The sequence below is a fragment of the Enterobacter sp. MGH 33 genome (assembly GCF_000534535.1).
In the GTDB taxonomy this organism is placed as follows: Bacteria; Pseudomonadota; Gammaproteobacteria; order Enterobacterales; family Enterobacteriaceae; genus Enterobacter; species Enterobacter hormaechei_C.
The window spans coordinates 4,140,088-4,166,258 of the sequence record NZ_KI973212.1 but is presented as its reverse complement, the minus strand read 5'-3'; the positions used below and the strand labels follow the sequence as shown (position 1 = coordinate 4,166,258).

Sequence of the window (26,171 nt, the reverse complement as noted above, 5' to 3'; positions counted from 1 at the left end):
CTACTCTACCATAGTCAACTGAGAAGTGTTATTCAAACTTTGGTCCCGGTCTTTCGGGACTGCGACCTTGATCAAGCAATGCCTGTTCTATGGTCTGCTGGAGCATTTTAATGCGCTGCTCCATGCTTGCCGCGTAATCGCGGGTCTTCGCTTTTTCCTGAGTCAGTTCATAGCTGATGTTCAACGCGGCGATGAAAACCAGCTGCTCAGTATTTGTGACTCTAGTGCGTTCTTTTAGATCTTGCAACCGCTGATTCAAATCGTCCGCAGCCTGATTCAAGGCATCCCTTTGTTCAGGCGGACAATTCACTCGCAGTGAACGGCCAAAAATCTGGAGATCGACGGGTTGTGCAGACATGCCACCTTCCTGCTGATTGACTGCGCTGCCTTCGCATACTGCCCCGGGGGCTGCGAAGGGGCGACACTATAGCTACCCTGATGTGAAGATACAAGCCCTTTTCTGGTATCACCAGGGTCCAAAGTGGTAGCATATCATGAATATCCTCCCTTTGATGACGAATGCGTATGTCTATACAGAACGAAATGCCTGGTTACAAGGATTTAAACCAGTTACTGAACCAGCAGGGAGTCGGTCTGACCCCTGCCGAAATGCACGGTCTGATCAGCGGCATACTGTGCGGCGGAAACAGCGACAGCTCATGGCAGCCGCTGATCCACGACCTCACCAACGAAGGGCTGGCGTTTGGCCACGAACTGGCGGAAGCGCTGCGTAAAATGCACGCCGCAACCAGCGATTCCCTGGAAGACGATGGCTTTCTTTTTCAGCTTTATCTGCCTGAAGGCGACGATGTCAGCGTCTTCGATCGCGCTGATGCGCTCGCGGGTTGGGTAAACCACTATCTTCTTGGCCTGGGCGTAACCCAGCCTAAACTGGATAAAGTGACCGGCGAAGCGGGTGAAGCGATCGACGATCTGCGCAACATCGCCCAGCTCGGCTACGATGAAGACGAAGACCAGGAAGAGCTGGAGATGTCTCTCGAAGAGATTATCGAGTACGTACGCGTGGCGTCTCTGCTGTGCCACGACAACTTTACGCGCTCGCAGCCGACCGCGCCGGAAGTTCGCAAGCCAACATTACACTAAGAAAAATAACGCACAGGAGGGTGTCATGGTTATCTCCAGTCAAGAGTATTCTCGCCGTCGTCAGGCGCTGCTGGCAAAAATGCAGCCGGGAAGCGCTGCCCTGATTTTCGCCGCGCCGGAAGTGACGCGCAGCGCCGACAGCGAATACCCCTATCGCCAGAGCAGTGATTTCTGGTACTTCACCGGGTTTAACGAGCCGGAAGCGGTACTGGTGCTGATTAAAAGCAATGACACCCACAACCACAGCGTGATTTTTAACCGCGTGCGCGATCTGACCGCGGAAATCTGGTTTGGCCGCCGCTTAGGACAGGAGGCGGCGCCAGAAAAACTGGGCGTGGACCGCGCGCTGGCCTACAGCGAAATCAACCAGCAGCTCTACCAACTGCTGAACGGTCTGGACGTGCTCTATCACGCGCAGGGCGAATACGCGTATGCGGATGACATTGTTTTCACCGCGCTGGATAAGCTGCGTAAAGGCTCACGTCAGAATTTGTCTGCACCCGCCACCCTGACGGACTGGCGACCGATGGTGCATGAGATGCGCCTGTTCAAGTCTGAAGAAGAGCTGAACGTGATGCGCCGCGCGGGCGAAATCAGCGCCCTGGCGCATACCCGCGCCATGGAAAAGTGCCGTCCCGGTATGTTCGAGTACCAGCTTGAAGGGGAAATTCACCATGAATTTAACCGTCACGGCGCGCGCTTCCCGTCCTATAACACCATCGTAGGCGGCGGGGAAAATGGCTGCATTCTGCACTACACCGAAAACGAAAGTGAACTGCGCGACGGCGATCTGGTGCTGATTGACGCTGGCTGTGAATATCAGGGTTACGCGGGCGACATCACCCGTACCTTCCCGGTGAACGGTAAATTCACCACCGCGCAGCGTGAAATCTATGACATCGTGCTTGAGTCTCTGGAGACCGCGCTGACGCTGTTCCGCCCTGGCACCTCCATACAGGAGGTTACGGGCGAGGTGGTGCGCATCATGATTACCGGGCTGGTGAAGCTCGGCATTCTGAAAGGCGATGTGGACACCCTTATAACCGAAAACGCCCATCGTCCGTACTTTATGCACGGCCTGAGCCACTGGCTGGGGCTGGATGTACATGACGTCGGGGCATACGGTCCGGAACGTTCGCGCGTGCTGGAGCCAGGCATGGTGCTGACCGTTGAGCCGGGGCTGTACATCGCGCCGGATGCCGACGTGCCGGAACAGTACCGCGGGATCGGCATTCGTATTGAAGATGACATCGTCATCACCGAAACCGGTAACGAAAACCTGACCGCGACCGTGGTGAAAAAAGCCGACGACATCGAGGCGCTGATGGCGGCGGCACGCGAATGAGCGTAATCATCGTTGGCGGAGGCATGACCGGCGCTACTCTGGCGCTGGCTATTTCGCAGTTAACCCATGGCCAGCTTCCGGTGCATCTCGTTGAGGCGGTCGCGCCGCAGGCGGCCGATCATCCCGGTTTCGACGCCCGCGCTATCGCGCTGGCGCAGGGAACCTGTCAGCAGCTTGCGCGTATTGGGATCTGGCAGGCGATAGCGGATTGCGCAACGGCGATCGGCACCGTTCACGTCAGCGATCGCGGGCATGCCGGGTTTGTGACGCTGGATGCCCACGATTACCGGATCGAGGCGCTGGGGCAGGTTGTCGAGCTGCATAACGTAGGGCTGCGGCTGTTCCGTCTGTTACAGGACGCGCCTGGCGTCACGCTGCACTGTCCGGCGCGCGTCGCCAGCTTTAGCCGTCGTGACGAGGCCGTCAGCGTGACGCTGGACAACGGCACCACGCTGGAGGGGCAACTGCTGGTGGCGGCAGATGGTTCACGCTCCGCGATCGCCACGCAGTGCGGCGTCGAATGGCGCTCTGAACCCTATGGGCAGGCGGCGGTCATCGCTAACGTCTCTACGGCTGGCGCGCATAACGGCAGGGCATTTGAGCGCTTCACGGAGCACGGCCCGCTGGCCATGCTGCCGATGTCGAACGGGCGCTGCTCGCTGGTATGGTGCCATGCGCAGGATCGGGCCGATGAGGTTCTCTCCTGGTCCGACGAACGTTTTTGTTCCGAGCTGCAAAAAGCCTTCGGCTGGCGGCTTGGGCGCATCACCCATGCCGGAAAACGCGTGGCCTATCCGCTCGCGCTGACGACCGCATCGCAGACTGTCTCCCATCGCGTCGCCCTGGTCGGCAACGCCGCGCAGACGCTGCACCCCATCGCCGGGCAAGGCTTCAACCTTGGCCTCCGTGACGTGATAAGCCTGGCAGAGCTACTGGCCCGGACGTGGAGCGAACAACAGGATTGTGGCGCATACTCAGTGCTGAGCCATTACCAGAAACGACGCCAGGCGGACAAAGCGGCGACCATTGGCGTCACCGACGGTTTAGTCCACCTGTTTGCCAATCGCTGGGCACCGCTGGTTGCGGGTCGCAACCTTGGGCTGATGGCGATGGAACTGTTCATTCCGGCACGTGACGTGCTGGCGCAGCGGACCCTGGGTTGGGTCGCGCGTTAAGGAGTATTGACCGTGCAAAATGTTGATGTCGCCATTGTGGGCGGCGGAATGGTAGGACTGGCGCTGGCCTGTGGTTTACAGGGCAGCGGCCTGCGCGTGGCCGTGCTTGAGCAAAAAGCGCCGCAGCCTGTGGCGCAGGATGCACCGCCGGAGCTGCGCGTCTCGGCGATCAATGCCGCCAGCGAAAAGCTACTGACGCACCTTGGCGTCTGGTCTGAAATCGTGGCGCTGCGTGCCAGCTGTTACCATGGCATGGAAGTGTGGGACAAAGACAGCTTCGGCCATATCGCGTTTGACGATGAAAGCATGGGCTACAGCCACCTTGGACACATCGTTGAAAACGCGGTGATCCACCACGCGCTGTGGCAGAAAGCACAGCAGTGCAGCGACGTCACGCTGATCGCACCGGCGAAACTCCAGCAGGTGGCGTGGGGCGAAAACGACGCGTTTATCACTCTTGAAAGTGGCGACATGCTGACCGCGCGTCTGGTGGTGGGTGCCGACGGCGCCAATTCCTGGCTGCGTAACAAAGCGGATATTCCGCTGACCTTCTGGGATTACCGCCATCACGCGTTGGTGGCCACAATCCGCACCGAAGAGCCGCACGGCGGCGTGGCGCGCCAGATTTTCCATAATGACGGCATTCTGGCCTTCCTGCCGCTTGCCGATCCGCATCTCTGCTCCATCGTCTGGTCCTTAGAGCCGGAGAAAGCGCAGCAGATGCAGGAGGCGACGCCGGATGCCTTCAGTCAGGCGCTATGCGTGGCGTTTGATAACCGTCTGGGCCTGTGCATGCTTGAAAGCGAACGCCAGACGTTTCCATTAACCGGTCGCTACGCGCGTCAGTTTGCCGCGCACCGTCTGGCGCTGGTGGGGGATGCGGCGCATACCATTCATCCGCTGGCCGGGCAGGGGGTGAACCTCGGCTTTATGGACGCGGCTGAGCTGGTTGAAGAGCTGCGTCGCCTGCATCGGGAAGGTAAAGATATTGGTCAGCATCTGTATCTGCGTCGCTACGAGCGCAGCCGCAAACACAGTGCGGCGATGATGCTGGCGGGTATGCAGGGCTTCCGCGAGCTGTTTGCCGGAGCGAATCCGGCGAAAAAACTGCTGCGCGATATTGGCCTCAAGCTGGCCGACACCCTTCCCGGCGTAAAACCGCAGCTTCTTCGTCAGGCAATGGGCCTCAACGATCTTCCCGACTGGTTACGTTAATCTCGATCCCCGTCACACTTTATTTTCCCGGCCTCCGCGCCGGGGAAATTTCCTCGTTTGAAATAATCTAATTTCACGTCATTTTTCGCATTAGAAAATCTAATCTAACTATTTTTATGTTACGGAAATTCGGCCCGTTTTTCCGCATGAAATATCACCATCTGCTAAACCCTGTTAGATCATTGTTAATTTTATGCGGGTTTAATCGCATTTTCCCAGTGAATAACTCTGTAGGCTTTTCAGCGATTTTTGGTCATAAGCTAATGTGATGACCCGTTTTACCTTATGGTTAACCGCCGGTTTCGGTGGTAAGTTCAGGTAAAAGAGAACGTTTGCGTCGGCCCCCGATCGCGAGGCCGACACCGGGTTTCACGGTGAATTTTTCAACGAGGAAAAGATGGCTCAACAGACTCCTTTGTACGAACAGCACGTGTTGTGCGGCGCCCGCATGGTGGACTTCCACGGCTGGATGATGCCGCTGCACTACGGCTCGCAGATTGATGAGCACCACGCGGTGCGCACCGATGCCGGTATGTTCGACGTGTCTCATATGACGATTGTCGACCTGCGCGGTAGCCGCACCCGGGAGTTTTTGCGTTATCTGCTGGCAAATGACGTCGCCAAACTGAAGACGCCGGGCAAAGCGCTCTATACCGGCATGCTGAATGCCTCGGGCGGCGTGATTGATGACCTTATCGTCTATTACTTCACTGAAGATTTCTTCCGCCTCGTTGTAAACTCCGCCACCCGCGAAAAAGACCTCTCCTGGATCACCCAACACGCCGAACCTTATGCCATCGACATCACCGTCCGTGACGATCTGTCACTGATCGCCGTGCAGGGGCCGAACGCGCAGGCGAAAGCCGCGTCTCTGTTCAGCGACGAGCAGCGCAAAGCCACCGAAGGCATGAAGCCGTTCTTCGGCGTGCAGGCGGGCGATCTGTTTATCGCCACCACCGGCTACACCGGTGAAGCGGGCTACGAAATTGCCATGCCAAACGATAAGGCCGCTGATTTCTGGCGTGCGCTGGTGGAGGCGGGCGTGAAGCCTGCGGGCCTGGGCGCGCGCGATACGCTGCGTCTGGAAGCGGGGATGAACCTCTACGGTCAGGAGATGGACGAAGGCGTCTCTCCGCTGGCGGCCAACATGGGCTGGACCATCGCGTGGGAACCGGCTGACCGTGATTTTATTGGTCGTGAAGCGCTGGAGATGCAGCGCGAGAAGGGCACTGAACAGCTGGTTGGCCTGGTGATGAAAGAAAAAGGCGTGCTGCGCGGCGAGCTGCCGGTGCGCTTCACCGATGCCGATGGCAATCATCGCGAAGGCGTGATCACCAGCGGAACGTTCTCCCCGACGCTCGGCTACAGTATTGCCCTGGCACGCGTGCCGGCGGGGATTGGCGAAACGGCGGTGGTGCAGATCCGCAACCGCGAAATGCCGGTCAACGTGACCAAACCGATTTTTGTTCGCGCCGGTAAGCCGGTCGCCTAACTATTTTTATCAGGAGAACTTCAATGAGCAATGTGCCAGCAGAACTGAAATACAGCAAAGAACACGAGTGGCTGCGCAAAGAGGCGGACGGCACTTACACCGTTGGGATCACCGAGCACGCGCAGGAGCTGCTGGGCGACATGGTGTTTGTTGACCTGCCGGAAGTGGGCGCAACCGTGAGCGCAGGCGACGACTGCGCGGTGGCGGAATCCGTTAAAGCGGCCTCTGACATCTACGCCCCGGTGAGCGGTGAAATTGTTGCCGTGAACGACGCGCTGAGCGACTCCCCGGAGCTGGTCAACAGCGAACCGTATGAAGGCGGCTGGATCTTCAAGATCAAAGCCAGCGACGAAGCGCAGGTTGCCGCGCTGCTGGATGCGACCGCGTACGAAGCACTACTGGAAGACGAATAACGTTGTGCCGGATGGCGCTGCGCTTATCCGGCCTACAGGTCAACGTAGGCCCGGTAAGCGTTAGCGCCACCGGGCAACAGTGTTACAGATAACTACGATTCACTGCACGTTTCAGGAACCATCGCTCATGACACAGACTTTAAGCCAGCTTGAAAACCGTGGCGCCTTCATTGAACGTCACATTGGGCCGGATGCTCAGCAACAGCAGGAGATGCTGAAGACAGTTGGCGCGGATTCATTAAACGCACTGATCGGCCAGATCGTGCCAAAAGACATCCAGCTTGCTACGCCGCCGCAGGTAGGCGAGTCCACGACGGAGTTCGCCGCGCTGGCGGAGCTGAAGGCCATCGCCGGCCTTAACAAGCGCTATAAGTCTTACATTGGCATGGGCTACACCAACGTGCAGTTACCGCCCGTGATCCTGCGTAACATGCTGGAAAACCCGGGCTGGTATACCGCTTATACCCCGTATCAGCCAGAAGTCTCCCAGGGCCGTCTGGAAGCGCTGCTGAACTTCCAGCAGGTGACGCTGGATCTGACCGGTATGGATATCGCCTCTGCCTCGCTGCTGGATGAAGCGACCGCCGCCGCCGAAGCGATGGCGATGGCGAAGCGCGTGAGCAAGCTGAAAAACGCCAACCGCTTCTTCGTGGCGGCGGACGTGCATCCCCAGACGCTGGACGTGGTGCGCACCCGTGCGGAAACCTTCGGCTTTGAGGTGATTGTCGACGACGCTGAAAAAGTGCTGGATCACCAGGACGTCTTCGGCGTGCTGTTGCAGCAGGTGGGCACCACCGGGGAAGTGCACGACTACGGCGCACTGATCGCCGAGCTGAAATCCCGTAAGGTTATTGTTAGCGTCGCCGCTGATTTTATGGCGCTGGTGCTGCTGACGGCGCCAGGCAAACAGGGCGCGGATATTGTCTTCGGCTCAGCTCAGCGTTTCGGCGTGCCGATGGGCTACGGCGGCCCGCACGCGGCGTTCTTTGGCGCGAAAGATGAATTTAAACGTTCCATGCCAGGCCGTATTATCGGCGTATCGAAAGATGCCGCCGGTAACACCGCGCTGCGCATGGCGATGCAGACCCGCGAGCAGCATATCCGCCGCGAGAAAGCGAACTCCAACATCTGTACCTCGCAGGTGCTGCTGGCTAACATTGCCAGCCTGTACGCGGTGTTCCACGGTCCGGCTGGCCTGAAACGTATTGCCAGCCGCATCCACCGTCTGGCCGATATCCTGGCCTGCGGTCTGCAACAGAAAGGTCTCAGACTGCGTCATGAACACTATTTCGATACCCTGTGCGTCGAGGTGGCAGACAAAGCGGCCGTGCTGGCGCGCGCCGAGGCAGCGCAAATCAACCTGCGCAGCGACATTCACAATGCAGTCGGCATTACGCTGGACGAAAGCACCACCCGTGACGATATCCTGACCCTGTTCAACGTATTGCTGGGTGACGCACACGGTCTGGACGTTGATACGCTCGACAAAGAGGTTGCGCTCGACAGCCGCTCCATTCAGGAAAGCATGCTGCGCGACGACGCGATTCTGACTCACCCGGTGTTCAACCGCTATCACAGCGAAACCGAGATGATGCGTTACATGCACTCTCTGGAACGTAAAGATCTGGCGCTGAACCAGGCGATGATCCCGCTGGGCTCCTGCACCATGAAGCTGAACGCCGCGGCTGAGATGATCCCAATTACCTGGCCTGAATTCTCTGAGCTACACCCGTTCTGCCCGGCTGAGCAGGCGGAAGGTTATCACATGATGATCAACCAGCTCTCCGACTGGCTGGTGAAGCTGACCGGGTACGACGCGCTCTGCATGCAGCCGAACTCCGGTGCGCAGGGTGAATACGCTGGTCTGCTGGCGATCCGTCACTATCACGAAAGCCGCAATGAAGGCCACCGTGATATCTGCCTGATCCCAAGCTCTGCCCACGGTACCAACCCGGCTTCTGCCCAGATGGCAGGAATGGAAGTGGTGGTTGTGGCGTGCGACAAAAACGGCAACATCGATCTGGCCGACCTGCGCGCCAAAGCCGAGCAGGCGGGCGACAAACTCTCCTGCATCATGGTGACCTACCCATCCACCCACGGCGTGTACGAAGAAACTATCCGTGAAGTGTGTGATGTGGTGCATCAGTTCGGCGGCCAGGTTTACCTCGACGGCGCAAACATGAACGCCCAGGTGGGCATCACCTCTCCGGGCTTTATTGGCGCGGATGTGTCGCACCTGAACCTGCATAAAACGTTCTGCATTCCGCACGGCGGTGGCGGCCCGGGCATGGGTCCTATCGGCGTGAAGGCGCATCTGGCACCGTTTGTGCCGGGCCACAGCGTGGTGCAGATTGAAGGCATGCTGACCCGTCAGGGCGCAGTCTCCGCGGCACCGTTCGGCAGCGCCTCTATCCTGCCAATCAGCTGGATGTACATCCGCATGATGGGCGCGGAAGGGCTGAAGCAGGCCAGCCAGGTGGCGATCCTCAACGCCAACTACATCGCAACGCGTCTGAAGGACGCCTATCCGGTGCTCTATACCGGCCGCGACGGTCGCGTGGCGCACGAATGCATCCTCGATATTCGTCCTCTGAAAGAAGAGACGGGCATCAGCGAGCTGGATATTGCCAAGCGCCTGATCGACTACGGCTTCCACGCGCCAACCATGTCCTTCCCGGTAGCGGGTACGCTGATGGTTGAGCCGACCGAATCTGAAAGCAAGGTGGAGCTTGATCGCTTTATCGACGCCATGCTGGCGATCCGCAGCGAAATCGACCGCGTGAAAGGCGGGGAGTGGACGCTGGAAGATAACCCGCTGGTGAACGCGCCGCATACACAGAACGAACTGGTGGCAGAGTGGAACCACGGTTATACCCGCGAGCTGGCTGTCTTCCCGGCAGGTGTGGCAAACAAATACTGGCCAACCGTGAAACGTCTTGATGATGTTTACGGCGACCGTAACCTGTTCTGCTCCTGCGTACCGATGAGCGAATACCAGTAACGTTGTTCCTGTAGTAACGTAGGCCGGGTAAGGCGAAGCCGCTACCCGGCTTTTTTATTGGGAGAAAAGAATGGCAATTGCACTGGTCACCGGCGCCAGCCGGGGTATTGGTAAAGCCACCGCGCTACAGCTGGCAAGCGAAGGCTACACCGTTGCGGTGAATTTTCATCACAACATCAAAGCCGCGACGGACGTCATTAATCAGATCGTGGACGCGGGCGGTAAAGCCTTTGCCGTACGCGCGGACATCAGCGATGAAGCGCAGGTGATGGCGATGTTCGACAGCATCGATCGCGAAGGTGAGCCGCTCGCCGCGCTGGTGAACAACGCCGGGATTTTGTTTAAACAATCCACCATCGAAAACCTCTCCGCTGAACGTATTAACCGCGTGCTGGCTACCAACGTCACCGGCTATTTTCTCTGCTGCCGTGAAGCGGTTAAGCGCATGTCGCATAAACACGGCGGCAAGGGCGGCGCGATTGTGAATGTCTCCTCGGCGGCATCACGGCTGGGCGCGCCGGGGGAATATGTGGATTATGCCGCCTCAAAAGGGGCGGTGGATTCCCTGACCACCGGCCTCGCGCTGGAGGTGGCGGCGCAGGGCATTCGCGTTAACTGCGTGCGGCCAGGCCTGATTTATACCGATATTCACGCCTCCGGCGGCGAGCCGGGGCGTGTGGATCGGGTGAAGTCGATGTTACCGATGCAGCGTGGCGGTCAGCCGGAGGAGGTCGCCCAGGCCATTGTCTGGCTGCTGAGCGACAAAGCCTCCTATGTCACCGGTAGCTTCCTGGAGCTGGCTGGCGGGAAGTAACGCTACGACGCCAGCCACAGCCGCAGGCGCATTCCCCAGCCGCTGGTCCAGCCGGTGGTGATCGACTTCACTTCACCGTGAGAGATCACCACCAGCGTTGGCGTAACCTTAACGTCCCACTCACGCGCCAGTTCTCCGCTGGCGTCGTTGACCGTGGGCATCGTCGCCTTCTTCTTCCTCATCCAGGTTTCGAGCGTCGCGTTATCGCCCGAGCGCAGCGCAACCGACATCACGTTACCCCCGTCCGCGGCAAGCGCCGCCACCGACGGCGTGGTGTAGCGGCAGACGCCGCACCATGTCGCCCAGACGTAGACCAGCAGCGGTCGCTCCTTACTCATGGCGATAAGATCGACGGGCTGGCCGTCGAGGGTGTGCAGTGCCGTCGCGGAGAAATTCTGCGGCAGCGCGGGCTGGCGGAAATAGTCCACCGCCAGGCTCACGGCTACGCCAATCAGCAGCCATACGCCCAGCTCGCGCAGCAGGCGCGGAAGCTTACTTGCCACGGGCGTTTGCCAGCTGTTCTTTGACCAGCTCCTCCAGGTCGTCATACGGGATTGCGCCCGCCACCATCTGGTCGCCGATAATGGTCGCCGGGGTACCCTGAATATTCAGCACCTGCGCCAGGATGAGGTTCATCTTTAGGCTGTCTATGGTTTTATCATCCGTTTTAATGCTGTCCGTTCCGGTCTTTGCCTTCGCGGCGGTGATGCTGGCGTCATCGTGATAGCCCTTTTTCATCATCAGCCGCTGGTGCAGCGCCCAGAATTTATCCGGCGCCTGCTGCCACGTTGAGAGTGCCGCTTTCGCGGCATTTACCGAGCTTTGTCCCTTGAACGGCAGCAGTTTGACGATGAGCTGCACGTCGGGATTTTCCTGCACGATTTTCTCAAGCATTGGGTCGAACTGCTTGCAATACGGGCAGTTGTAGTCAGTGAAGGAGACGATGGTCAGCTTCGGCGATGTCGCGCCGGTTCGCGGGCTGTTGGGGTCGTTAAACAGCAGTTTTGCCAGCTGGTCGCTGGAAGCGTCATCAGAAGGTGCGGCGAAACCGAACGTTGATAACGACAGCAGAAGTAAGGCAACGAAGGCTCTCATGTTATTTTCCTTTTGCATCGGACAGGTTGCTCAGCACCGCTTCGCGGCTTAACAACGCAGGCAGCACGTGGCCCTGCGGTAATCCCGGTCCGTAGATCTGGTTAAACGGCACGGCGGCGCTGCCGCGCGTGGTTAAGAACTGGCTGATGGTATCTGAGGGGCGGCTCCAGTCGCCGCGCAGGGCGACAACGTCCGGGGCGGAGAGCGCATCCTGCACGTCGTCGCGCAGCAGCACGTTGTATTTATTGGCTTTACAGGTCACGCACCAGTCGGCGGTCACGTCGACGAACACCCGTTTGTTCTCCGCCAGCGCGCGGGCAATGGCCTGCTCGCTGAGCGGCTGCCAGTGAATACGATCGCGGCGGGAACCCTCGCCGCCGGAACCGGATACAAACGCGACCGCCCCGGCCACCACTACAGCTAATACCCCGGCGCGCAGTGCCGTTTGCCAGCGGTAGCGCCAGGCGGTGACCAGCAGCAGCGTAAGGATCAGGAACACGCCCAGCGTGATGACGGGCAGGCTGCCAATGTGCACCGTCAGCAGGCTCAGCAGCCACAGCGATGAGCCGAGCATCATCATCCCCAGCACTACGCGTACGACGTTCATCCAGCGTCCCGGACGCGGCAACCGCTGGGCCAGCCCCGGCCAGGCCGCCACCAGCAGCCACGGCAGGCTCATGCCGATACCCATCGCCAGGAAGATCCCCCACAGCAGGGGAAGCGGTGCCGCCAGCGCGACCGAGACAGCCGTACCCAGGAACGGCGCGGTGCAGGGCGTCGCCAGCAGCGTGGCAAACGCGCCTTGCCAGAAATGACCCGCAAGCCCGTTGCCGCCGCGCGTGGCGAGGAAGGTGCTGGCGTCGGAAGGGAGACGGATTTCAAACAACCCCAGCAGGCTGGCGCTGAAAAGCACCATCACCAGCGCCATCGCGCCAATAAACCACGGGTTCTGGAACTGGATCCCCCAGCCGAGCGCCTGATTGCCTAAGCGTAAAACCGTCATCATCAGCGCCAGCGCGAGGAACGAGATCACGATCCCGGCTACCGACGCAAGAAACTGTCGGCGTACCTGACCCCGCGCCTGCCGTTCGGTTTGCATCAGCGTGCCCAGCTTCATGGCCAGCACGGGCAGTACGCAGGGCATGACGTTAAGGATCAGACCGCCCGCCAGCGCCATCAGCAGCACCCAGCCTAACGAGAGCGTCGGCGCGGCGTTCCCCGGCTGAATGCTCAGGCTGGACTCCTGCGCCTGCCCGCTATCGGCCAGAACCAGCGACAGGGTTTTGCCGCTGAGGTTGGGCGCGGCCTCGCCCCAGTTGTCCGTCACGGGCACGGTGGCGACCAGCGAGTCACCGCGAACGGTGAGGGCCGGTTTGCCGAAATCAACATCATCCATACCGTCGATAAACAGGGACGGTGCCTGCCAGCCTGCGTCACGCTGCGCCGTTACGGTCAGCTTGCCGGGGGCATAGGTGGCGTTAAGCGTTGAGGTCAACCCGCCGCTGAGCGGAAGGGTGCCCATGGCCCGACTGAAATCGTAATCAAAACCGGCGCCTGCGGATGCGGTCATGTTCAGCGAAAACGGGTAGTCGGTAAGAATACAGACGTTGCTACAGGTGGAGAGCGTCAGTACGCCGCTCAGGATCTTCGGGACGTCGCCCCGCAGAGTGATGGGAAAGCTGACATCGCCGTGGTAGCCCTGCGTGGTGATGCCCGCGACGTCGAAACGCTGCGGCACAGGCCAGCGCCAGATCGCCTCGACGGGCTGATGCCATTTAATCGCGGGTGCGACGCCGCCTTCACCCGGCGAGCGCCAGTAGGTTTTCCAGCCTTTTTGCAGGGCGACGTCCAGCAGCAGGCGGGTTTCGCCAGTGCTTTCGGGTTGCGCACGCAGCCTGACGCTGGCGTGCTGATTATCGGCGGCGCGCAGCCAGCCGCTGTCGGCAGCCTGGCTGAGGGGCAGCCATAGCCAAAGCAGGCAGACCAGCAGTCGCCTGAATACAGTAAACATAAATTTTCTCCGTAAATGATGAATTAACCTGAAGTAACAGGCGAAGGCTCATTCACGGAAGACGCATAATCGCAGATGCACCCTTAACCGGGGCGGGGAGATAACGCGGGGAGGCCACTGCCGTTCGCGGCGCGGTGGACTGGCTGCCAGCAACGCCAGCAGCAGGGTGACGGCAATCAGGGCGCCTTCAAATAAAACAGGCGGGACCGACATCAGCGACTTGGCGCTAAGCTCACACGGGGTTACCGGTGCGTCGGTACTCTCCTGCCCCTGCTGGACAGACTGGCTCGTGGCGGTGACGTTCATGACAAGCGCGTGCATCCCGGCCATCCGCTGGGCGGTGCATATCAGCACCACCAGGCAGGCCAGGGCTACAAGCAGGATAGCGTTGCGTTGTCGCTTGATCATGTTCGCCTCAAATATTCAGGACGCCTATATTATCGGGCGAACATATTTTGGCAACGCAAAAGCTGTAAAGAAGTGTCTGGAAGATAAGCGGTTTGCCCTCTCCGCTTGCAGAGAGGGCGAGCCATTACAGCGTTTCGCCGTTGCTGGCAATGACGGTTTTATACCACTCAAAGCTCTTCTTACGGGAGCGGGACATGTCACCGGTACCGTCGTCGTGCTTGTTGACGTAGATAAAGCCGTAGCGCTTACTGTACTGGCCGGTGGTGAAGGAGACGCAGTCGATGCAGCCCCACGGCGTGTAGCCCATCAGATCCACGCCATCCCAGGTCACCGCCTTCATCATCTCTTCCACGTGGGCGCGCAGGTAGTCGATGCGATAGTCATCGTTGATGCTGCCGTCCTCTTCCACGGTGTCGTAGGCGCCGAAACCATTTTCCACGATAAACAGCGGCTTCTGATAACGTTCGTACAGTTCACACAGCGAATAGCGCAGGCCTACCGGATCAATCTGCCAGCCCCAGTCGGACGCCTTGACGTGTGGGTTCGGCACGCTGCCCTCGAAGCCGGAAATGGCGTCACCGGTACCGCCTTCCGCTTTGACCGCGTTGGTCATGTAGTAGCTGAAACCTAAGTAATCGCAGGTGCCTTCACGCAGGATCTGCTCGTCGCCCGCTTCCATTTTGATGGAGAAGCCACGGCGCTCCCACTCGTTCAGCACGTAAGACGGGTAGTAGCCGCGCAGCTGTACGTCGGTAAAGACGTAGCGCTCGCGCATGGATTCCTGAGCGAACATGACATCTTCTGGCTTGCAGGAGTACGGATAGAGCGCCACCATCGCCAGCATGCAGCCGACTTTCATTTCCGGGTTAATGCGGCGTGCGGCTTTCACCGCCAGCGCGCTGGCCACGAACTGGTGGTGCAGCACCTGGTACATGGTCTCTTCCGGGTTGTCGTGCTCGGTATAGACCACGCCAGAGCAGCAGTAGCCGAACAGCGGCGCACGCCAGTTGCGCTGGTTGTTGATTTCGTTGAAGGTCATCCAGTATTTGACCTTATTTTTGTAGCGCTCAAATACCACTTCCGAGAAGCGCACAAAGAAATCGACCACTTTACGGTTGGTCCATCCGCCATATTCCTGAACGAGGTGCAGCGGCATTTCAAAGTGGGAGAGGGTGATAACCGGCTCGATGTTGTACTTCAGCAGTTCATCGAACATGTCGTCGTAAAACTTCAGCCCCTCTTCGTTTGGCTGAGTTTCGTCGCCTTTCGGGAAGATGCGCGTCCAGGCGATGGAGGTACGGAAACATTTGAAGCCCATCTCGGCAAACAGCTTAATGTCTTCTTTGTAATGGCCGTAAAAGTCGACGGCTTCGTGGTTCGGGTAATATTTGCCTTCAATCACTTCCTGCGTGATTTCTCGCGGAACGCCGTGTGCGCCGCCGGTGAGCACGTCGCAGATGCTTGGCCCTTTGCCGCCTTTGTTCCAGCCGCCTTCAACCTGGTGCGCCGCTACCGCGCCGCCCCATAAAAAATCTTTCGGTAAGGTGAGTTTTTTCATCTTTGCTATTCTCAATTCAGGACTTATTGATTTCGAGTCTAGCAAAGCGGAATTAAATGTCACGATATAACATTTTGCGGAAATTGTAATTTGTCACATCAAAAAAACAGGATGTTTTATTCTGTTAATTTCTTCGCCAGTTTCCGGCCTAATGATTCCAGAATATAGATGACGGGAATTTGCGTGGTGATATCGTAAACGCCGCCAATGCGCGTTTGCGGTACGTGCCAGGAGAGGTTAAAGTCCGCCAGCTTTGCGAGACGTGAATGTTCGTGGCTGGTGACTGAGAGCACCTTGCAGTGGTGCAGGCTGAACTGGCTGGCGAAGCGCAGGATCTCCTCGGTTTCGCCGGAGACGGAGAGTACAATAGCCAGCGCATTTTTAGCCATGTCGTTAGTGACCGGGAAATAAGGATCGTCGATATGGTTGCTGAATTTCCCGATATTTGAAAAGAAACGTGCGCCATATTTTGCCAGCGATCCGGAGGTGCCCGCACCGACAAAAATAATTCGTTCAGATGATAAAATAATATCGACCGCGTTATCTAATAGCGCATCAAACTCTTCGTTATTTACGCTTTTAAAGAAGCTGATAATTTCACTGGCACCAAAATTCGCCTGCTGCGGCTCGTTCTGCTCCAGATAGAGTTTAAAGCGCACCCGAAATTCCGAGTAGCCATCGCAGTTAAGCTTGCGGCAGAAGCGCAGGATGGTAGTAGTGGAAACGCCCGCCGCATCCGCCAGCTCGCGGATGGTCATGTACATCACTTTATCGCGGTTCTTAATGACATAGTTGTAGACCATCATTTCCAGATTGTTGAGGCTGGCAATGGCGGAATGGCTGAACATACTCACAATGGCTAAACTCGCTGTCGGACACTATTCCTGAAGCATACCATGATGACGAAGGGCGGGAGACGGATTTATCTCCTTGATTACTTAGATGTTAATGAAATTATTTACACCTGTGCGGTGGATTGTTTTTACATTATGCTGATTTATAAGGATAAATCATGAATGTGGATTTATTTTAGCTAACAGGTGTTCACTGGAATCATTCTCAGTTAGCATAGACTGGCGATGAATAATCATCTTTTGTTTTCCCGGAGTTAAGTATGGTGAGCAGACCATTAATCGCACAGGGATATTCGCTGGCTGAGGAAGTAGCCAACAGTATAAGCCACGGCATTGGCCTGGTTTTTGGGATTGTCGGCTTAGTGTTATTGCTGGTACAGGCAGTGGATACCAACGCCAGCGCGATGGCCATTACCAGCTACAGTCTGTATGGCGGGAGTATGATCCTGCTTTTCCTGGCCTCAACGCTGTATCACGCTATTCCGCATCAACGGGCGAAGATATGGCTCAAGAAATTTGACCACTGCGCTATCTATCTTCTTATTGCGGGTACCTATACGCCGTTTTTGCTGGTGGGGCTCAACTCACCGCTGTCGCGTGGCCTGATGATTGTGATCTGGAGCCTGGCGCTGCTGGGGATCCTGTTTAAGCTGACTATTGCGCACCGGTTTAAAGTGTTGTCGCTGGTTACCTATCTGACAATGGGCTGGCTGTCGCTGATTGTGGTGTATCAGTTAGCCATTAAGCTGGCGGTGGGGGGCGTGACGCTTCTGGCGGTGGGCGGGGTGGTCTACTCGCTGGGCGTGATTTTCTACGTCTGCAAGCGTATCCCGTATAACCATGCCATCTGGCACGGCTTTGTGCTGGGCGGCAGCGTGTGCCACTTCCTGGCAATTTATCTGTATGTTGGGCAGGTGTAGTTTTTTTGTAAGGTGCGGTCTGATGCCCTCACCCCGACCCTCTCCCACAGGGAGAGGGAGAATATCAACACCGTAGGCCCGGTAAGCGCAGCGCCACCGGGCGATACAGCATCAATCTTCCAGAGAATACGGTAGCGGCTCAATGCTGAGCGTGTTTGCATCATCCCGCACGCGGAACACGCTGTCGGGCTCCATATCATTATTCATGACAACCTGCACCAGCAGGCGGCCATCATCGAGCTGGACGGCGGCTAACACGGTGCCGGTACGGCGCCAGTTTTCGCCCATCTTCATCTCAAGATCTTCACCCGCTTCCGGCACACGGCTGGCGTGACCAGCCAGTGTCCACAGGGCGCGTTTGTTCGCGCCGCGGAATTTCGCACGCGCCACCATTTCCTGACCGGTGTAGCAGCCCTTCTTAAAGCTGATACCACCCAGCGCCTGGATGTTTGTCGCCTGCGGGATAAACTGCGCGCTGTTTGCCGCGTCAATCACCGGCAGGCCCGCTTCGATGTTCAGCGCCAGCCACTGCTGGCTGTTGTTGAGCTGTGCTTCACCGCGCAGGGCGTCAGTGACGCGTTCCGCCGTTGCTTCGTCGGTTACCAGCAGGAAGCGCTCCGCCGGGTGTTCGAACCACAGAATGGAGGTCGCTCCCTCGCTGACCAGCTGTTTTTCAGCATCCGGCAGCTGGGCAAACAGGTTTTTCAGCGCTGCACGCGCCTGGAAACCCGCGACCCCCAGCAGAACGTGTTCATCGTCCGGGGCGATGGTGACTTTAGAAAAGACCGCGTATTTTTTCAGCTCTTTAAGCTGGGCGTCACGCAGGCTGCGGCGCTCAATAAAGGCGAATCCGTCCTGACGGCGGAACAGACGCAGGTTGCTCCACATTTTGCCTTTTGGATCGCAATGCGCGGCCAGCAGATGCTGGTGCTCAGTCAACTGCGCCACGTCCGCCGTGACCTGGCCTTGCAGGTATTTTTCACTGTCCGCACCAGTCAGTGTCGCCAGTGCCCAGTCATCAAGAGTAATCAGCGTCAGCGGCAGACGCGCAGAGGCGGCGGGCTGGCGAGGAGAAAATGGTGTAAATGCCATAGTGATGTCCTGAATTGCTTAACGCTTTGATAATACCTAATGGTAAAAGAGACTGTATTCAATGCAAGCGCTTTCAGCAGGCCATTCGTGCCATTACGCGGTTATGCGTGGCGCTACGCAAAATAGTGTAATCCGCTGTCTTTATAAGGATTATTCAGGGAGCCTGCTCGAGGTTCGCAATATTCCAGTAAAGAAACGGTCAAAAACACGTTACACTAGCAGGTGTTCCCGGAGAGCAATAATGAATACCAAACGGGATACCGACTGTGCCAAACGTAATGCAGGAAACAGAACATGGATATTAACAACAAGGCCCGTATTCACTGGGCGTGCCGTCGCGGCATGCGTGAACTTGATATCTCCATCATGCCTTTCTTCGAGTATGAGTACGACAGCTTAAGCGATGACGATAAGCGCCTGTTTGTCCGTCTGCTTGAGTCTGACGATCCGGATTTATTCAACTGGCTGATGAATCACGGCAAGCCCGCCGACACCGAGTTGCAACGGATGGTGCAATTAATTCAAACACGGAATCAGGAACGTGGTCCTGTGGCAATCTGATCTTCGCGTCTCCTGGCGCTCACAGTGGATGTCCTTACTGCTCCACGGTCTGGTGGCGGCACTGGTGTTATTGGTGCCGTGGCCGCTTAGCTATACCCCTCTGTGGTTGCTATTGCTGTCGTTTGTGGTGTTTGACAGCGTGCGCAGCCAGCGTCGAATCAACGCCCGTCAGGGTGAAATTAAGCTGCTGATGGATTCTCGCCTGCGCTGGCAGGGAAAAGAGTGGGAGATGATGGGCGCGCCGTGGATGCTTAACACCGGGATGATGCTACGGCTGCGTCGGGTCGAGGATAACCGTCGCCAGCACCTGTGGCTGGCCGCAGACAGTATGGATCCCGCGGAGTGGCGAGATCTGCGCCGGTTGATCGTGCAACAGCCGACGCAGGAGTAAATCAGCTGAATTGCTCGGCCATCTCACCCAGAATCTGCTCGCACCAGCTCTGGAGGCGCTCGTCGCTAAGATCGTACTGGTTGGTTTCATCCAGCGCGAGCCCGACAAACAGCTGACCGTCGGCAATAATCGGTTTTTGACTGGTGAACTCATAGCCTTCCGTAGGCCAGTAGCCGATAAAGGTCGCGCCCTTTGGCGCCAGTTTGTCGTGCAGCATGCCGAGTGCGTCAAGGAACCACTCCCCGTAGCCCAACTGGTCGCCCATGCCGTACATCGCAATGATTTTGCCTTCAAAATTGACTGAATCGAGCTGATCCCAGATGGCTTCCCAGTCTTCCTGAATCTCACCAAAGTCCCAGGTAGGGATACCCAGAATCAGCACATCGTACTGCTCCATCAAGGCAACCGCGTCATCTTTCAGGTTATGCAGCGTCACCAGTTCCGGGCCAATGATGTCACGAATTTTCTCCGCCGCCATTTCGGTGTAGCAGGTGCTGGAACCATAGAACAGACCAATATTCATCGCGTAACTATCTCAATTCTTGCTATGACTTTGCGCGTAGTGTACCAGAAACCGATGGCAATCAGGCATAATGGCCAGATTGCAGAACCAAAGGGGCTGATGTGGAAAAGGATCTCGCGCTCATCGAACAGTTTCTCGACGCGCTGTGGCTGGAGAAAAACCTCGCTGAAAATACGCTCAGCGCCTATCGTCGGGATCTCACGCTGCTGGTCGAGTGGCTGGCACATCGTGGGCTGACGCTTGAAAGCGCGCAAAGCGATGACCTGCAAGGGTTACTGGCTGAGCGGATGGAAGGGGGGTACAAAGCCACCAGCTCTGCACGTCTGCTGAGCGCCATGCGCCGCCTGTTCCAGCACCTGTACCGCGAGAAGATCCGCGCGGATGACCCCAGCGCACTGCTGGCATCGCCTAAACTGCCTCAGCGGCTGCCAAAAGATCTCAGCGAAGCACAAGTTGAGAGATTATTACAGTCGCCCGCAGTTGACCTTCCGCTGGAGTTACGCGATAAAGCCATGCTTGAACTATTGTATGCCACGGGCTTGCGCGTTTCCGAGCTGGTGGGCCTGACGATGAGCGATATCAGCCTGCGTCAGGGCGTGGTGCGCGTTATCGGTAAAGGGAACAAAGAACGGCTGGTGCCGCTGGGTGAAGAGGCGGTCTACTGGCTGGAGACGTATCTGGAACACGGGCGTCCGTGGCTGCTGAACGGCGTCTCCATAGATGTATTGTTCCCGAGCCAGCGCGCGCAGCAGATGACGCGACAAACGTTCTGGCATCGCATTAAACATTACGCCACACTGGCGGGTATTGACAGTGAGAAGCTGTCGCCGCACGTCTTGCGTCACGCCTTCGCGACGCATCTGTTAAACCACGGCGCTGATTTACGCGTGGTGCAGATGTTGCTTGGACACAGCGATCTTTCAACGACGCAAATATACACCCATGTCGCGACGGAACGCCTGCGGCAGCTACACCAACAGCACCACCCTCGCGCGTGAGTGCCGACGAATTGTTACAGGAACAAATATGAAAAAGTCTTTAGCGCTGTTCACCCTGCTGGCAGCTTCGGTTTCCGGTTTTGCCCATGCGGACGATGCCGCTATTAAACAGTCTCTGACGAAACTCGGCGTCGCCAGCAGCGAGATCCAGCCAGCGCCGGTGGCTGGCATGAAAACGGTGCTGACCAACAGCGGCGTGCTGTACGTGACCGAAGACGGCAAGCACATCATTCAGGGGCCTATGTACGACGTGAGCGGCGCGCAGCCGGTGAACGTCACCAACCAGCTGCTGATGAAAAACCTGAACGCGCTCGAAAAAGAGATGATTGTCTACAAGGCGGCGCAGGAAAAGCACGTTATTACCGTCTTCACCGACATCACCTGCGGCTACTGCCACAAGCTGCATGAAGAGATGAAAGACTACAACGCACTGGGCATTACCGTGCGTTACCTGGCTTTCCCACGCGCCGGCGTGCAGAGCCAGCCTGAGCAGGATATGAAAGCGATCTGGTGTGCGAAAGACCGCAACAAGGCCTTTGATGACGCGATGAACGGCAAAGGCGTGAAGCCCGCGTCCTGCGATATCGACATCGCTAACCACTACGCGCTGGGCGTGCAGTTTGGCGTGAGCGGTACGCCAGCCATTGTGCTGAGTAACGGCTACGTGGTGCCGGGCTACCAGGGTCCAAAAGAGATGAAAGCGTTCCTCGACGAGCACCAGAAACAGATGGGTGGTAAATAATTCGCGTGAAAGCCCCGATAAAACTGCGCCGCCGCGATGCGGGTGAAACCGCGGATTTACCAGACACGCTTCCGCTGCTGCTAAAGCGGCTGTATGCCAGCCGTGGCGTGCGTACGGCAAGCGATCTTGAGCGCAGCGTCAAAGGCATGCTGCCCTGGCAAGCGCTGAGTGGCATCGAAAAAGCGACTGAAATGCTCTACGACGCGTTCCGTGAAGGCACGCGGATTGTCGTGGTGGGCGATTTCGATGCCGACGGCGCAACCAGTACCGCGCTGAGCGTGCTCAGCCTGCGTGCGCTGGGCTGCGATAACGTGACTTACCTGGTGCCGAACCGGTTTGAAGACGGCTACGGCCTCAGCCCGGAAGTGGTCGATCAGGCCCATGCCCGTGGCGCACAGATGATCATGACCGTGGATAACGGGATCTCCTCTCATGCGGGGGTCGATCATGCCCATGCGCTGGGGATCCCCGTACTGGTCACCGATCACCACCTGCCAGGCGAAACTCTGCCTGCCGCCGAAGCCATCATTAACCCGAACCTGCGCGACTGCGATTTCCCGTCGAAATCGCTGGCCGGGGTAGGGGTGGCGTTTTATCTGATGCTGGCGTTACGCACGTTGCTGCGAGATAAGGGCTGGTTCGAATCGCGCGGGATTGCCGTGCCGAACCTCGCGGAGTATCTCGATCTGGTGGCGCTGGGAACCGTGGCGGACGTGGTGCCGCTCGATACCAATAACCGTATTCTCACCTGGCAGGGCTTAAGCCGCATTCGGGCAGGTAAATGCCGTCCGGGGATTAAGGCGCTGCTGGAAATTGCCAACCGCGATCCGCTGAAGCTTGCGGCAAGCGATTTAGGCTTTGCCCTCGGCCCGCGCCTGAACGCGGCGGGGCGGCTGGATGATATGTCGGTTGGCGTTGCGCTGCTGCTGTGCGACAACATCGGCGAAGCGCGCGTGCTGGCCAGTGAGCTGGACGCACTCAACCAGACCCGTAAAGAGATTGAGCAGGGCATGCAGGCCGAAGCGCTGACCCTGTGCGAAAAGCTGGAGCGCAGCGGCGATACCCTGCCGGGCGGGCTGGCGATGTATCACCCCGAATGGCACCAGGGCGTGGTGGGCATTCTGGCGTCGCGCATTAAAGAGCGTTTCCACCGCCCGGTGATCGCGTTCGCCCCCGCCGGGGACGGCACGCTGAAAGGCTCCGGTCGTTCCATTCAGGGTCTGCATATGCGCGATGCGCTGGAGCGTCTGGATACGCTGCATCCGAACCTGATGATTAAGTTCGGCGGTCACGCGATGGCGGCAGGTCTGTCGCTGGAAGAGGCGAAGTTCGACGAATTCCAGCGTCTGTTTGGCGAACTGGTCACCGAGTGGATCGATCCGGCTCTGTTGCAGGGTGAAGTGGTTTCTGACGGTGAGCTTTCACCGGCTGAAATGACCATGGAGGTGGCGCAGATGCTGCGCGATGCCGGCCCGTGGGGGCAGATGTTCCCAGAGCCGCTTTTCGACGGACGTTTTCGTTTGCTGCAACAGCGCATCGTGGGCGAACGCCATCTCAAAGTGATGGTGGAACCGGTCGGCGGCGGACCGCTGCTCGACGGCATCGCCTTTAACGTTGATACCTCCATCTGGCCGGACAACGGCGTGCGCGAGGTTGAGCTGGCCTATAAGCTGGATATTAACGAGTTCCGCGGTAACCGCTCCCTTCAGATCATCATCGACAATATCTGGCCAATTTAGCGTCAGTAATCTCTATAAAAAAGGGCGTGGATTCGGTACAATCCCGCTCTTATCACCGCATTTTGACAAGCTCATAAAAGAAAACAGACCATGTTTGAAATTAATCCGGTAAAAAACCGCATTCAGGACCTCACGGAGCGCTCTGACGTTCTTAGGGGGTATCTTTGACTACGATGCCAAGAAAGAGCGTCTCGAAGAAGTAAACGCCGAGCTGGAACAGCCGGATGTCTGGAACGAACCTGAGCGCGCTCAGGCGCTGGGTAAAGAGCGTTCCTCCCTCGAAGCCATCGTAGATACGCTGGATCAAATGGCGCAGGGTCTGGAAGATGTTTCTGGGCTGCTGGAGCTGGCTGTCGAAGCCGACGACGAAGAAACCTTTAACGAAGCCGTGGCAGAGCTCGACGTGCTGGAAGAGAAGCTGGCGCAGCTGGAATTCCGTCGCATGTTCTCCGGCGAATACGATAGTGCTGACTGCTATCTCGATATTCAGGCAGGTTCTGGCGGTACCGAAGCGCAGGACTGGGCGAGCATGCTGATGCGCATGTACCTGCGCTGGGCGGAAGCGCGCGGTTTCAAAACCGAGATTATCGAAGAGTCCGAAGGTGAAGTGGCGGGTATCAAATCCGTCACCATCAAGATTATTGGCGATTACGCTTACGGCTGGCTGCGTACCGAGACCGGCGTTCACCGCCTGGTGCGTAAGAGCCCGTTCGATTCCGGCGGCCGTCGTCACACCTCCTTCAGCTCCGCGTTTGTCTACCCGGAAGTGGATGAAGATATCGATATCGACATCAACCCGGCGGACCTGCGTATCGACGTTTACCGCGCATCCGGCGCGGGTGGTCAGCACGTTAACCGTACGGAATCTGCGGTGCGTATTACCCACATTCCAACCGGGCTGGTAACACAGTGCCAGAACGACCGTTCCCAGCATAAGAACAAAGACCAGGCCATGAAGCAGATGAAAGCGAAGCTTTATGAGCTGGAGATGCAGAAGAAAAATGCTGAGAAGCAGGCGATGGAAGACAACAAGTCCGATATCGGCTGGGGCAGCCAGATCCGTTCTTACGTCCTTGATGACTCCCGCATCAAAGACCTGCGTACCGGGGTTGAAACCCGCAACACGCAGGCGGTGCTGGACGGCAGCCTGGACCAATTTATCGAAGCAAGTTTGAAAGCAGGGTTATGAGGAACCAACATGTCTGAACAACAAGCACAGGGCGCTGACGCGGTAGTCGATCTTAACAACGAACTGAAAACCCGCCGCGAGAAGCTGGCAGCGCTGCGCGAGCAGGGCGTGCCGTTCCCGAACGATTTTCGTCGTGACCACACCTCAGACCAACTGCACGCAGACTTCGACGGTAAAGAGAACGAAGAGCTGGAAGCGCTGAACGTTGAAGTGTCCGTGGCGGGCCGCATGATGACCCGTCGTATCATGGGTAAAGCGTCCTTCGTGACCTTACAGGACGTTGGCGGCCGCATTCAGCTGTACGTCTCTCGTGACGACCTGCCGGAAGGCATCTACAACGAGCAGTTCAAAAAGTGGGACCTCGGCGATATCCTGGGCGCTAAAGGTAAACTGTTCAAAACCAAGACCGGTGAACTGTCTATCCACTGCACCGAACTGCGTCTGCTGACCAAAGCCCTGCGCCCGCTGCCGGACAAGTTCCACGGTTTGCAGGATCAGGAAGCGCGCTATCGTCAGCGTTACCTGGATCTCATCTCTAACGATGAATCCCGTAAGACCTTCAAAATTCGCTCCCAGATCATGGCCGGTATTCGCCAGTTCATGGTTAACCGCGACTTTATGGAAGTAGAAACCCCGATGATGCAGGTGATCCCAGGCGGTGCCTCAGCCCGTCCGTTCATCACCCATCACAACGCCCTGGACCTGGACATGTACCTGCGTATCGCGCCGGAACTGTATCTGAAGCGTCTGGTAGTCGGCGGTTTCGACCGTGTGTTTGAGATCAACCGTAACTTCCGTAACGAAGGTATCTCCGTACGTCATAACCCAGAGTTCACCATGATGGAACTCTATATGGCGTATGCGGATTACAAAGATCTGATCGAGCTGACTGAATCCCTGTTCCGCACCCTGGCGCAGGACATTCTGGGCACCACCCAGGTGCCTTACGGTGAAGAGGTGTTCGACTTCGGCAAGCCGTTCGAAAAACTGACCATGCGCGAAGCGATCAAGAAATACCGTCCGGAAACCAACATGGCGGATCTGGATAACTTCGACTCTGCGAAAGCGATCGCTGAAAGCATCGGTATCAAGGTTGAGAAGAGCTGGGGCCTGGGCCGTATCGTGACCGAGATCTTCGAAGAAGTGGCCGAAGCGCATCTGATTCAGCCGACCTTCATCACCGAATACCCAGCGGAGGTGTCTCCCCTGGCGCGTCGTAATGACGAGAACCCGGAAATCACTGACCGCTTCGAATTCTTCATCGGTGGCCGCGAAATCGGTAACGGTTTTAGCGAGCTGAACGATGCAGAAGATCAGGCGCAGCGCTTCCAGGATCAGGTTAACGCGAAAGCGGCAGGCGACGACGAAGCGATGTTCTTCGACGAAGACTACGTGACCGCGCTGGAGCACGGCCTGCCGCCGACGGCTGGCCTGGGTATTGGTATCGACCGTATGGTGATGCTGTTCACCAACAGCCACACCATCCGCGACGTGATCCTGTTCCCGGCGATGCGTCCGGTGAAATAAGCCG

Annotated in this window: 25 protein-coding genes; 16 read left to right on the top strand and 9 right to left on the bottom strand. The window is 57.7% G+C overall.

The window, feature by feature from the left end; genetic code table 11:
• Positions 1 to 28: 28 nt before the first annotated feature.
• Positions 29 to 358, bottom strand: coding sequence for a cell division protein ZapA (gene zapA, locus L379_RS04660; RefSeq protein ID WP_003860096.1), 330 nt, complete (start codon positions 356 to 358; stop codon positions 29 to 31).
• A gap of 167 nt (positions 359 to 525) precedes the next feature.
• Here zapA and L379_RS04665 point away from each other — a divergent pair, with 167 nt between their 5' ends.
• From L379_RS04665 to L379_RS04700, 8 genes are all read left to right on the top strand, one after another.
• Positions 526 to 1,104, top strand: a complete 579-nt coding sequence (locus L379_RS04665) for a YecA/YgfB family protein (RefSeq protein ID WP_003860099.1) — start codon at positions 526 to 528, stop codon at positions 1,102 to 1,104.
• A 31-nt stretch (positions 1,105 to 1,135) separates the two neighbouring features.
• Positions 1,136 to 2,449, top strand: coding sequence for a Xaa-Pro aminopeptidase (gene pepP, locus L379_RS04670; protein WP_026094261.1), 1,314 nt, complete (start codon positions 1,136 to 1,138; stop codon positions 2,447 to 2,449).
• Positions 2,446 to 3,624 (top strand): 2-octaprenyl-6-methoxyphenyl hydroxylase, encoded by a 1,179-nt coding sequence (gene ubiH / locus L379_RS04675; RefSeq protein WP_032654933.1) that lies wholly within the window; start codon positions 2,446 to 2,448, stop codon positions 3,622 to 3,624. The genes pepP and ubiH overlap by 4 nt, the downstream gene beginning before the upstream one ends.
• Before the next feature lie 12 nt (positions 3,625 to 3,636).
• Positions 3,637 to 4,839 (top strand): FAD-dependent 2-octaprenylphenol hydroxylase, encoded by a 1,203-nt coding sequence (gene ubiI, locus L379_RS04680; RefSeq protein WP_023295388.1) that lies wholly within the window; start codon positions 3,637 to 3,639, stop codon positions 4,837 to 4,839.
• 397 nt (positions 4,840 to 5,236) lie between these two features.
• A complete protein-coding gene (gene gcvT / locus L379_RS04685; RefSeq protein ID WP_023304391.1) occupies positions 5,237 to 6,331 on the top strand; it encodes a glycine cleavage system aminomethyltransferase GcvT in 1,095 nt (364 codons plus the stop codon).
• Between the two features lie 23 nt (positions 6,332 to 6,354).
• Positions 6,355 to 6,744, top strand: coding sequence for a glycine cleavage system protein GcvH (gene gcvH, locus L379_RS04690; protein ID WP_006811885.1), 390 nt, complete (start codon positions 6,355 to 6,357; stop codon positions 6,742 to 6,744).
• Between the two features lie 127 nt (positions 6,745 to 6,871).
• Positions 6,872 to 9,745 carry an aminomethyl-transferring glycine dehydrogenase gene (gene gcvP / locus L379_RS04695; RefSeq protein ID WP_032619074.1) on the top strand — a complete coding sequence of 958 codons (2,874 nt, stop codon included), beginning with the start codon at positions 6,872 to 6,874 and terminating at the stop codon, positions 9,743 to 9,745.
• A gap of 70 nt (positions 9,746 to 9,815) precedes the next feature.
• Positions 9,816 to 10,559 (top strand): SDR family oxidoreductase, encoded by a 744-nt coding sequence (locus L379_RS04700; RefSeq protein ID WP_032654929.1) that lies wholly within the window; start codon positions 9,816 to 9,818, stop codon positions 10,557 to 10,559.
• Positions 10,560 to 10,561: 2 nt separating this feature from the next.
• Here the strand turns inward: L379_RS04700 and L379_RS04705 are convergent, their stop codons facing one another.
• From L379_RS04705 to L379_RS04730, 6 genes are all read right to left on the bottom strand, one after another.
• A complete protein-coding gene (locus L379_RS04705; protein ID WP_017382895.1) occupies positions 10,562 to 11,062 on the bottom strand; it encodes a protein disulfide oxidoreductase in 501 nt (166 codons plus the stop codon).
• A complete protein-coding gene (locus tag L379_RS04710) occupies positions 11,052 to 11,654 on the bottom strand; it encodes a DsbA family protein (protein ID WP_023304388.1) in 603 nt (200 codons plus the stop codon). Before L379_RS04710 ends, L379_RS04705 begins: the two co-directional genes overlap by 11 nt.
• Position 11,655: 1 nt before the next feature.
• Positions 11,656 to 13,665: a protein-disulfide reductase DsbD family protein gene (locus L379_RS04715; RefSeq protein ID WP_032654926.1), complete on the bottom strand. Its 2,010-nt coding sequence runs from the start codon at positions 13,663 to 13,665 to the stop codon at positions 11,656 to 11,658.
• A gap of 48 nt (positions 13,666 to 13,713) precedes the next feature.
• Positions 13,714 to 14,073, bottom strand: a complete 360-nt coding sequence (locus L379_RS04720) for a hypothetical protein (RefSeq protein ID WP_003863427.1) — start codon at positions 14,071 to 14,073, stop codon at positions 13,714 to 13,716.
• A gap of 124 nt (positions 14,074 to 14,197) precedes the next feature.
• The gene (bglA, locus tag L379_RS04725) at positions 14,198 to 15,631 is read right to left on the bottom strand and encodes a 6-phospho-beta-glucosidase BglA (RefSeq protein WP_023295383.1); all 1,434 of its coding nucleotides are present in this window, start codon (positions 15,629 to 15,631) and stop codon (positions 14,198 to 14,200) included.
• 116 nt (positions 15,632 to 15,747) lie between these two features.
• Entirely contained in the window at positions 15,748 to 16,479 is a 732-nt protein-coding gene (locus L379_RS04730) for a MurR/RpiR family transcriptional regulator (protein WP_015571796.1), read from the bottom strand.
• Positions 16,480 to 16,745: 266 nt separating this feature from the next.
• Here L379_RS04730 and L379_RS04735 point away from each other — a divergent pair, with 266 nt between their 5' ends.
• A complete protein-coding gene (locus L379_RS04735) occupies positions 16,746 to 17,405 on the top strand; it encodes a PAQR family membrane homeostasis protein TrhA (protein WP_003863433.1) in 660 nt (219 codons plus the stop codon).
• Between the two features lie 111 nt (positions 17,406 to 17,516).
• Here the strand turns inward: L379_RS04735 and ygfZ are convergent, their stop codons facing one another.
• Positions 17,517 to 18,497: a tRNA-modifying protein YgfZ gene (gene ygfZ / locus L379_RS04740; RefSeq protein WP_017382888.1), complete on the bottom strand. Its 981-nt coding sequence runs from the start codon at positions 18,495 to 18,497 to the stop codon at positions 17,517 to 17,519.
• Between the two features lie 294 nt (positions 18,498 to 18,791).
• On the opposite strand from ygfZ, the gene sdhE reads away from it, so the two are divergent.
• Entirely contained in the window at positions 18,792 to 19,058 is a 267-nt protein-coding gene (sdhE, locus tag L379_RS04745; RefSeq protein ID WP_003863437.1) for an FAD assembly factor SdhE, read from the top strand.
• A complete protein-coding gene (locus L379_RS04750) occupies positions 19,039 to 19,449 on the top strand; it encodes a protein YgfX (RefSeq protein WP_023295382.1) in 411 nt (136 codons plus the stop codon). Before sdhE ends, L379_RS04750 begins: the two co-directional genes overlap by 20 nt.
• 1 nt (position 19,450) lies before the next feature.
• On the opposite strand, the gene fldB is transcribed toward L379_RS04750, so the two are convergent.
• Positions 19,451 to 19,972: a flavodoxin FldB gene (gene fldB / locus L379_RS04755; RefSeq protein ID WP_015571793.1), complete on the bottom strand. Its 522-nt coding sequence runs from the start codon at positions 19,970 to 19,972 to the stop codon at positions 19,451 to 19,453.
• A gap of 101 nt (positions 19,973 to 20,073) precedes the next feature.
• Here fldB and xerD point away from each other — a divergent pair, with 101 nt between their 5' ends.
• The 5 genes from xerD to lysS all read left to right on the top strand — a co-directional run bounded on the left by xerD (position 20,074) and on the right by lysS (position 26,167).
• A complete protein-coding gene (gene xerD / locus L379_RS04760) occupies positions 20,074 to 20,970 on the top strand; it encodes a site-specific tyrosine recombinase XerD (protein ID WP_003863442.1) in 897 nt (298 codons plus the stop codon).
• Positions 20,971 to 20,998: 28 nt separating this feature from the next.
• A complete protein-coding gene (gene dsbC / locus L379_RS04765; RefSeq protein WP_003863443.1) occupies positions 20,999 to 21,712 on the top strand; it encodes a bifunctional protein-disulfide isomerase/oxidoreductase DsbC in 714 nt (237 codons plus the stop codon).
• Positions 21,713 to 21,717: 5 nt separating this feature from the next.
• Entirely contained in the window at positions 21,718 to 23,451 is a 1,734-nt protein-coding gene (recJ, locus tag L379_RS04770; RefSeq protein ID WP_017382886.1) for a single-stranded-DNA-specific exonuclease RecJ, read from the top strand.
• A 90-nt stretch (positions 23,452 to 23,541) separates the two neighbouring features.
• Positions 23,542 to 24,640, top strand: a protein-coding gene (prfB, locus tag L379_RS04775; RefSeq protein ID WP_096147815.1) for a peptide chain release factor 2 whose coding sequence is annotated in 2 segments (ribosomal slippage) — positions 23,542 to 23,616 and positions 23,618 to 24,640 — 1,098 coding nt in all. Because the reading frame shifts where the segments join, the coding sequence is not laid out codon by codon here.
• Positions 24,641 to 24,649: 9 nt separating this feature from the next.
• Positions 24,650 to 26,167, top strand: a complete 1,518-nt coding sequence (gene lysS, locus L379_RS04780) for a lysine--tRNA ligase (protein ID WP_003863452.1) — start codon at positions 24,650 to 24,652, stop codon at positions 26,165 to 26,167.
• The last annotated feature ends 4 nt before the right edge of the window (positions 26,168 to 26,171 follow it).

Excerpts from the sequence above, each read along its gene's own strand:
- zapA (WP_003860096.1), bottom strand. The coding sequence starts at position 358 with ATGTCTGCACAACCCGTCGATCTCCAGATTTTTGGCCGTTCACTGCGA.
- L379_RS04665 (WP_003860099.1), top strand. The coding sequence starts at position 526 with ATGTCTATACAGAACGAAATGCCTGGTTACAAGGATTTAAACCAGTTA.
- ubiH (WP_032654933.1), top strand. The coding sequence starts at position 2,446 with ATGAGCGTAATCATCGTTGGCGGAGGCATGACCGGCGCTACTCTGGCG.
- gcvT (WP_023304391.1), top strand. The coding sequence starts at position 5,237 with ATGGCTCAACAGACTCCTTTGTACGAACAGCACGTGTTGTGCGGCGCC.
- gcvH (WP_006811885.1), top strand. The coding sequence starts at position 6,355 with ATGAGCAATGTGCCAGCAGAACTGAAATACAGCAAAGAACACGAGTGG.
- gcvP (WP_032619074.1), top strand. The coding sequence starts at position 6,872 with ATGACACAGACTTTAAGCCAGCTTGAAAACCGTGGCGCCTTCATTGAA.
- L379_RS04700 (WP_032654929.1), top strand. The coding sequence starts at position 9,816 with ATGGCAATTGCACTGGTCACCGGCGCCAGCCGGGGTATTGGTAAAGCC.
- L379_RS04710 (WP_023304388.1), bottom strand. The coding sequence starts at position 11,654 with ATGAGAGCCTTCGTTGCCTTACTTCTGCTGTCGTTATCAACGTTCGGT.
- L379_RS04715 (WP_032654926.1), bottom strand. The coding sequence starts at position 13,665 with ATGTTTACTGTATTCAGGCGACTGCTGGTCTGCCTGCTTTGGCTATGG.
- L379_RS04720 (WP_003863427.1), bottom strand. The coding sequence starts at position 14,073 with ATGATCAAGCGACAACGCAACGCTATCCTGCTTGTAGCCCTGGCCTGC.
- bglA (WP_023295383.1), bottom strand. The coding sequence starts at position 15,631 with ATGAAAAAACTCACCTTACCGAAAGATTTTTTATGGGGCGGCGCGGTA.
- L379_RS04730 (WP_015571796.1), bottom strand. The coding sequence starts at position 16,479 with ATGTTCAGCCATTCCGCCATTGCCAGCCTCAACAATCTGGAAATGATG.
- L379_RS04735 (WP_003863433.1), top strand. The coding sequence starts at position 16,746 with ATGGTGAGCAGACCATTAATCGCACAGGGATATTCGCTGGCTGAGGAA.
- ygfZ (WP_017382888.1), bottom strand. The coding sequence starts at position 18,497 with ATGGCATTTACACCATTTTCTCCTCGCCAGCCCGCCGCCTCTGCGCGT.
- sdhE (WP_003863437.1), top strand. The coding sequence starts at position 18,792 with ATGGATATTAACAACAAGGCCCGTATTCACTGGGCGTGCCGTCGCGGC.
- fldB (WP_015571793.1), bottom strand. The coding sequence starts at position 19,972 with ATGAATATTGGTCTGTTCTATGGTTCCAGCACCTGCTACACCGAAATG.
- dsbC (WP_003863443.1), top strand. The coding sequence starts at position 20,999 with ATGAAAAAGTCTTTAGCGCTGTTCACCCTGCTGGCAGCTTCGGTTTCC.
- lysS (WP_003863452.1), top strand. The coding sequence starts at position 24,650 with ATGTCTGAACAACAAGCACAGGGCGCTGACGCGGTAGTCGATCTTAAC.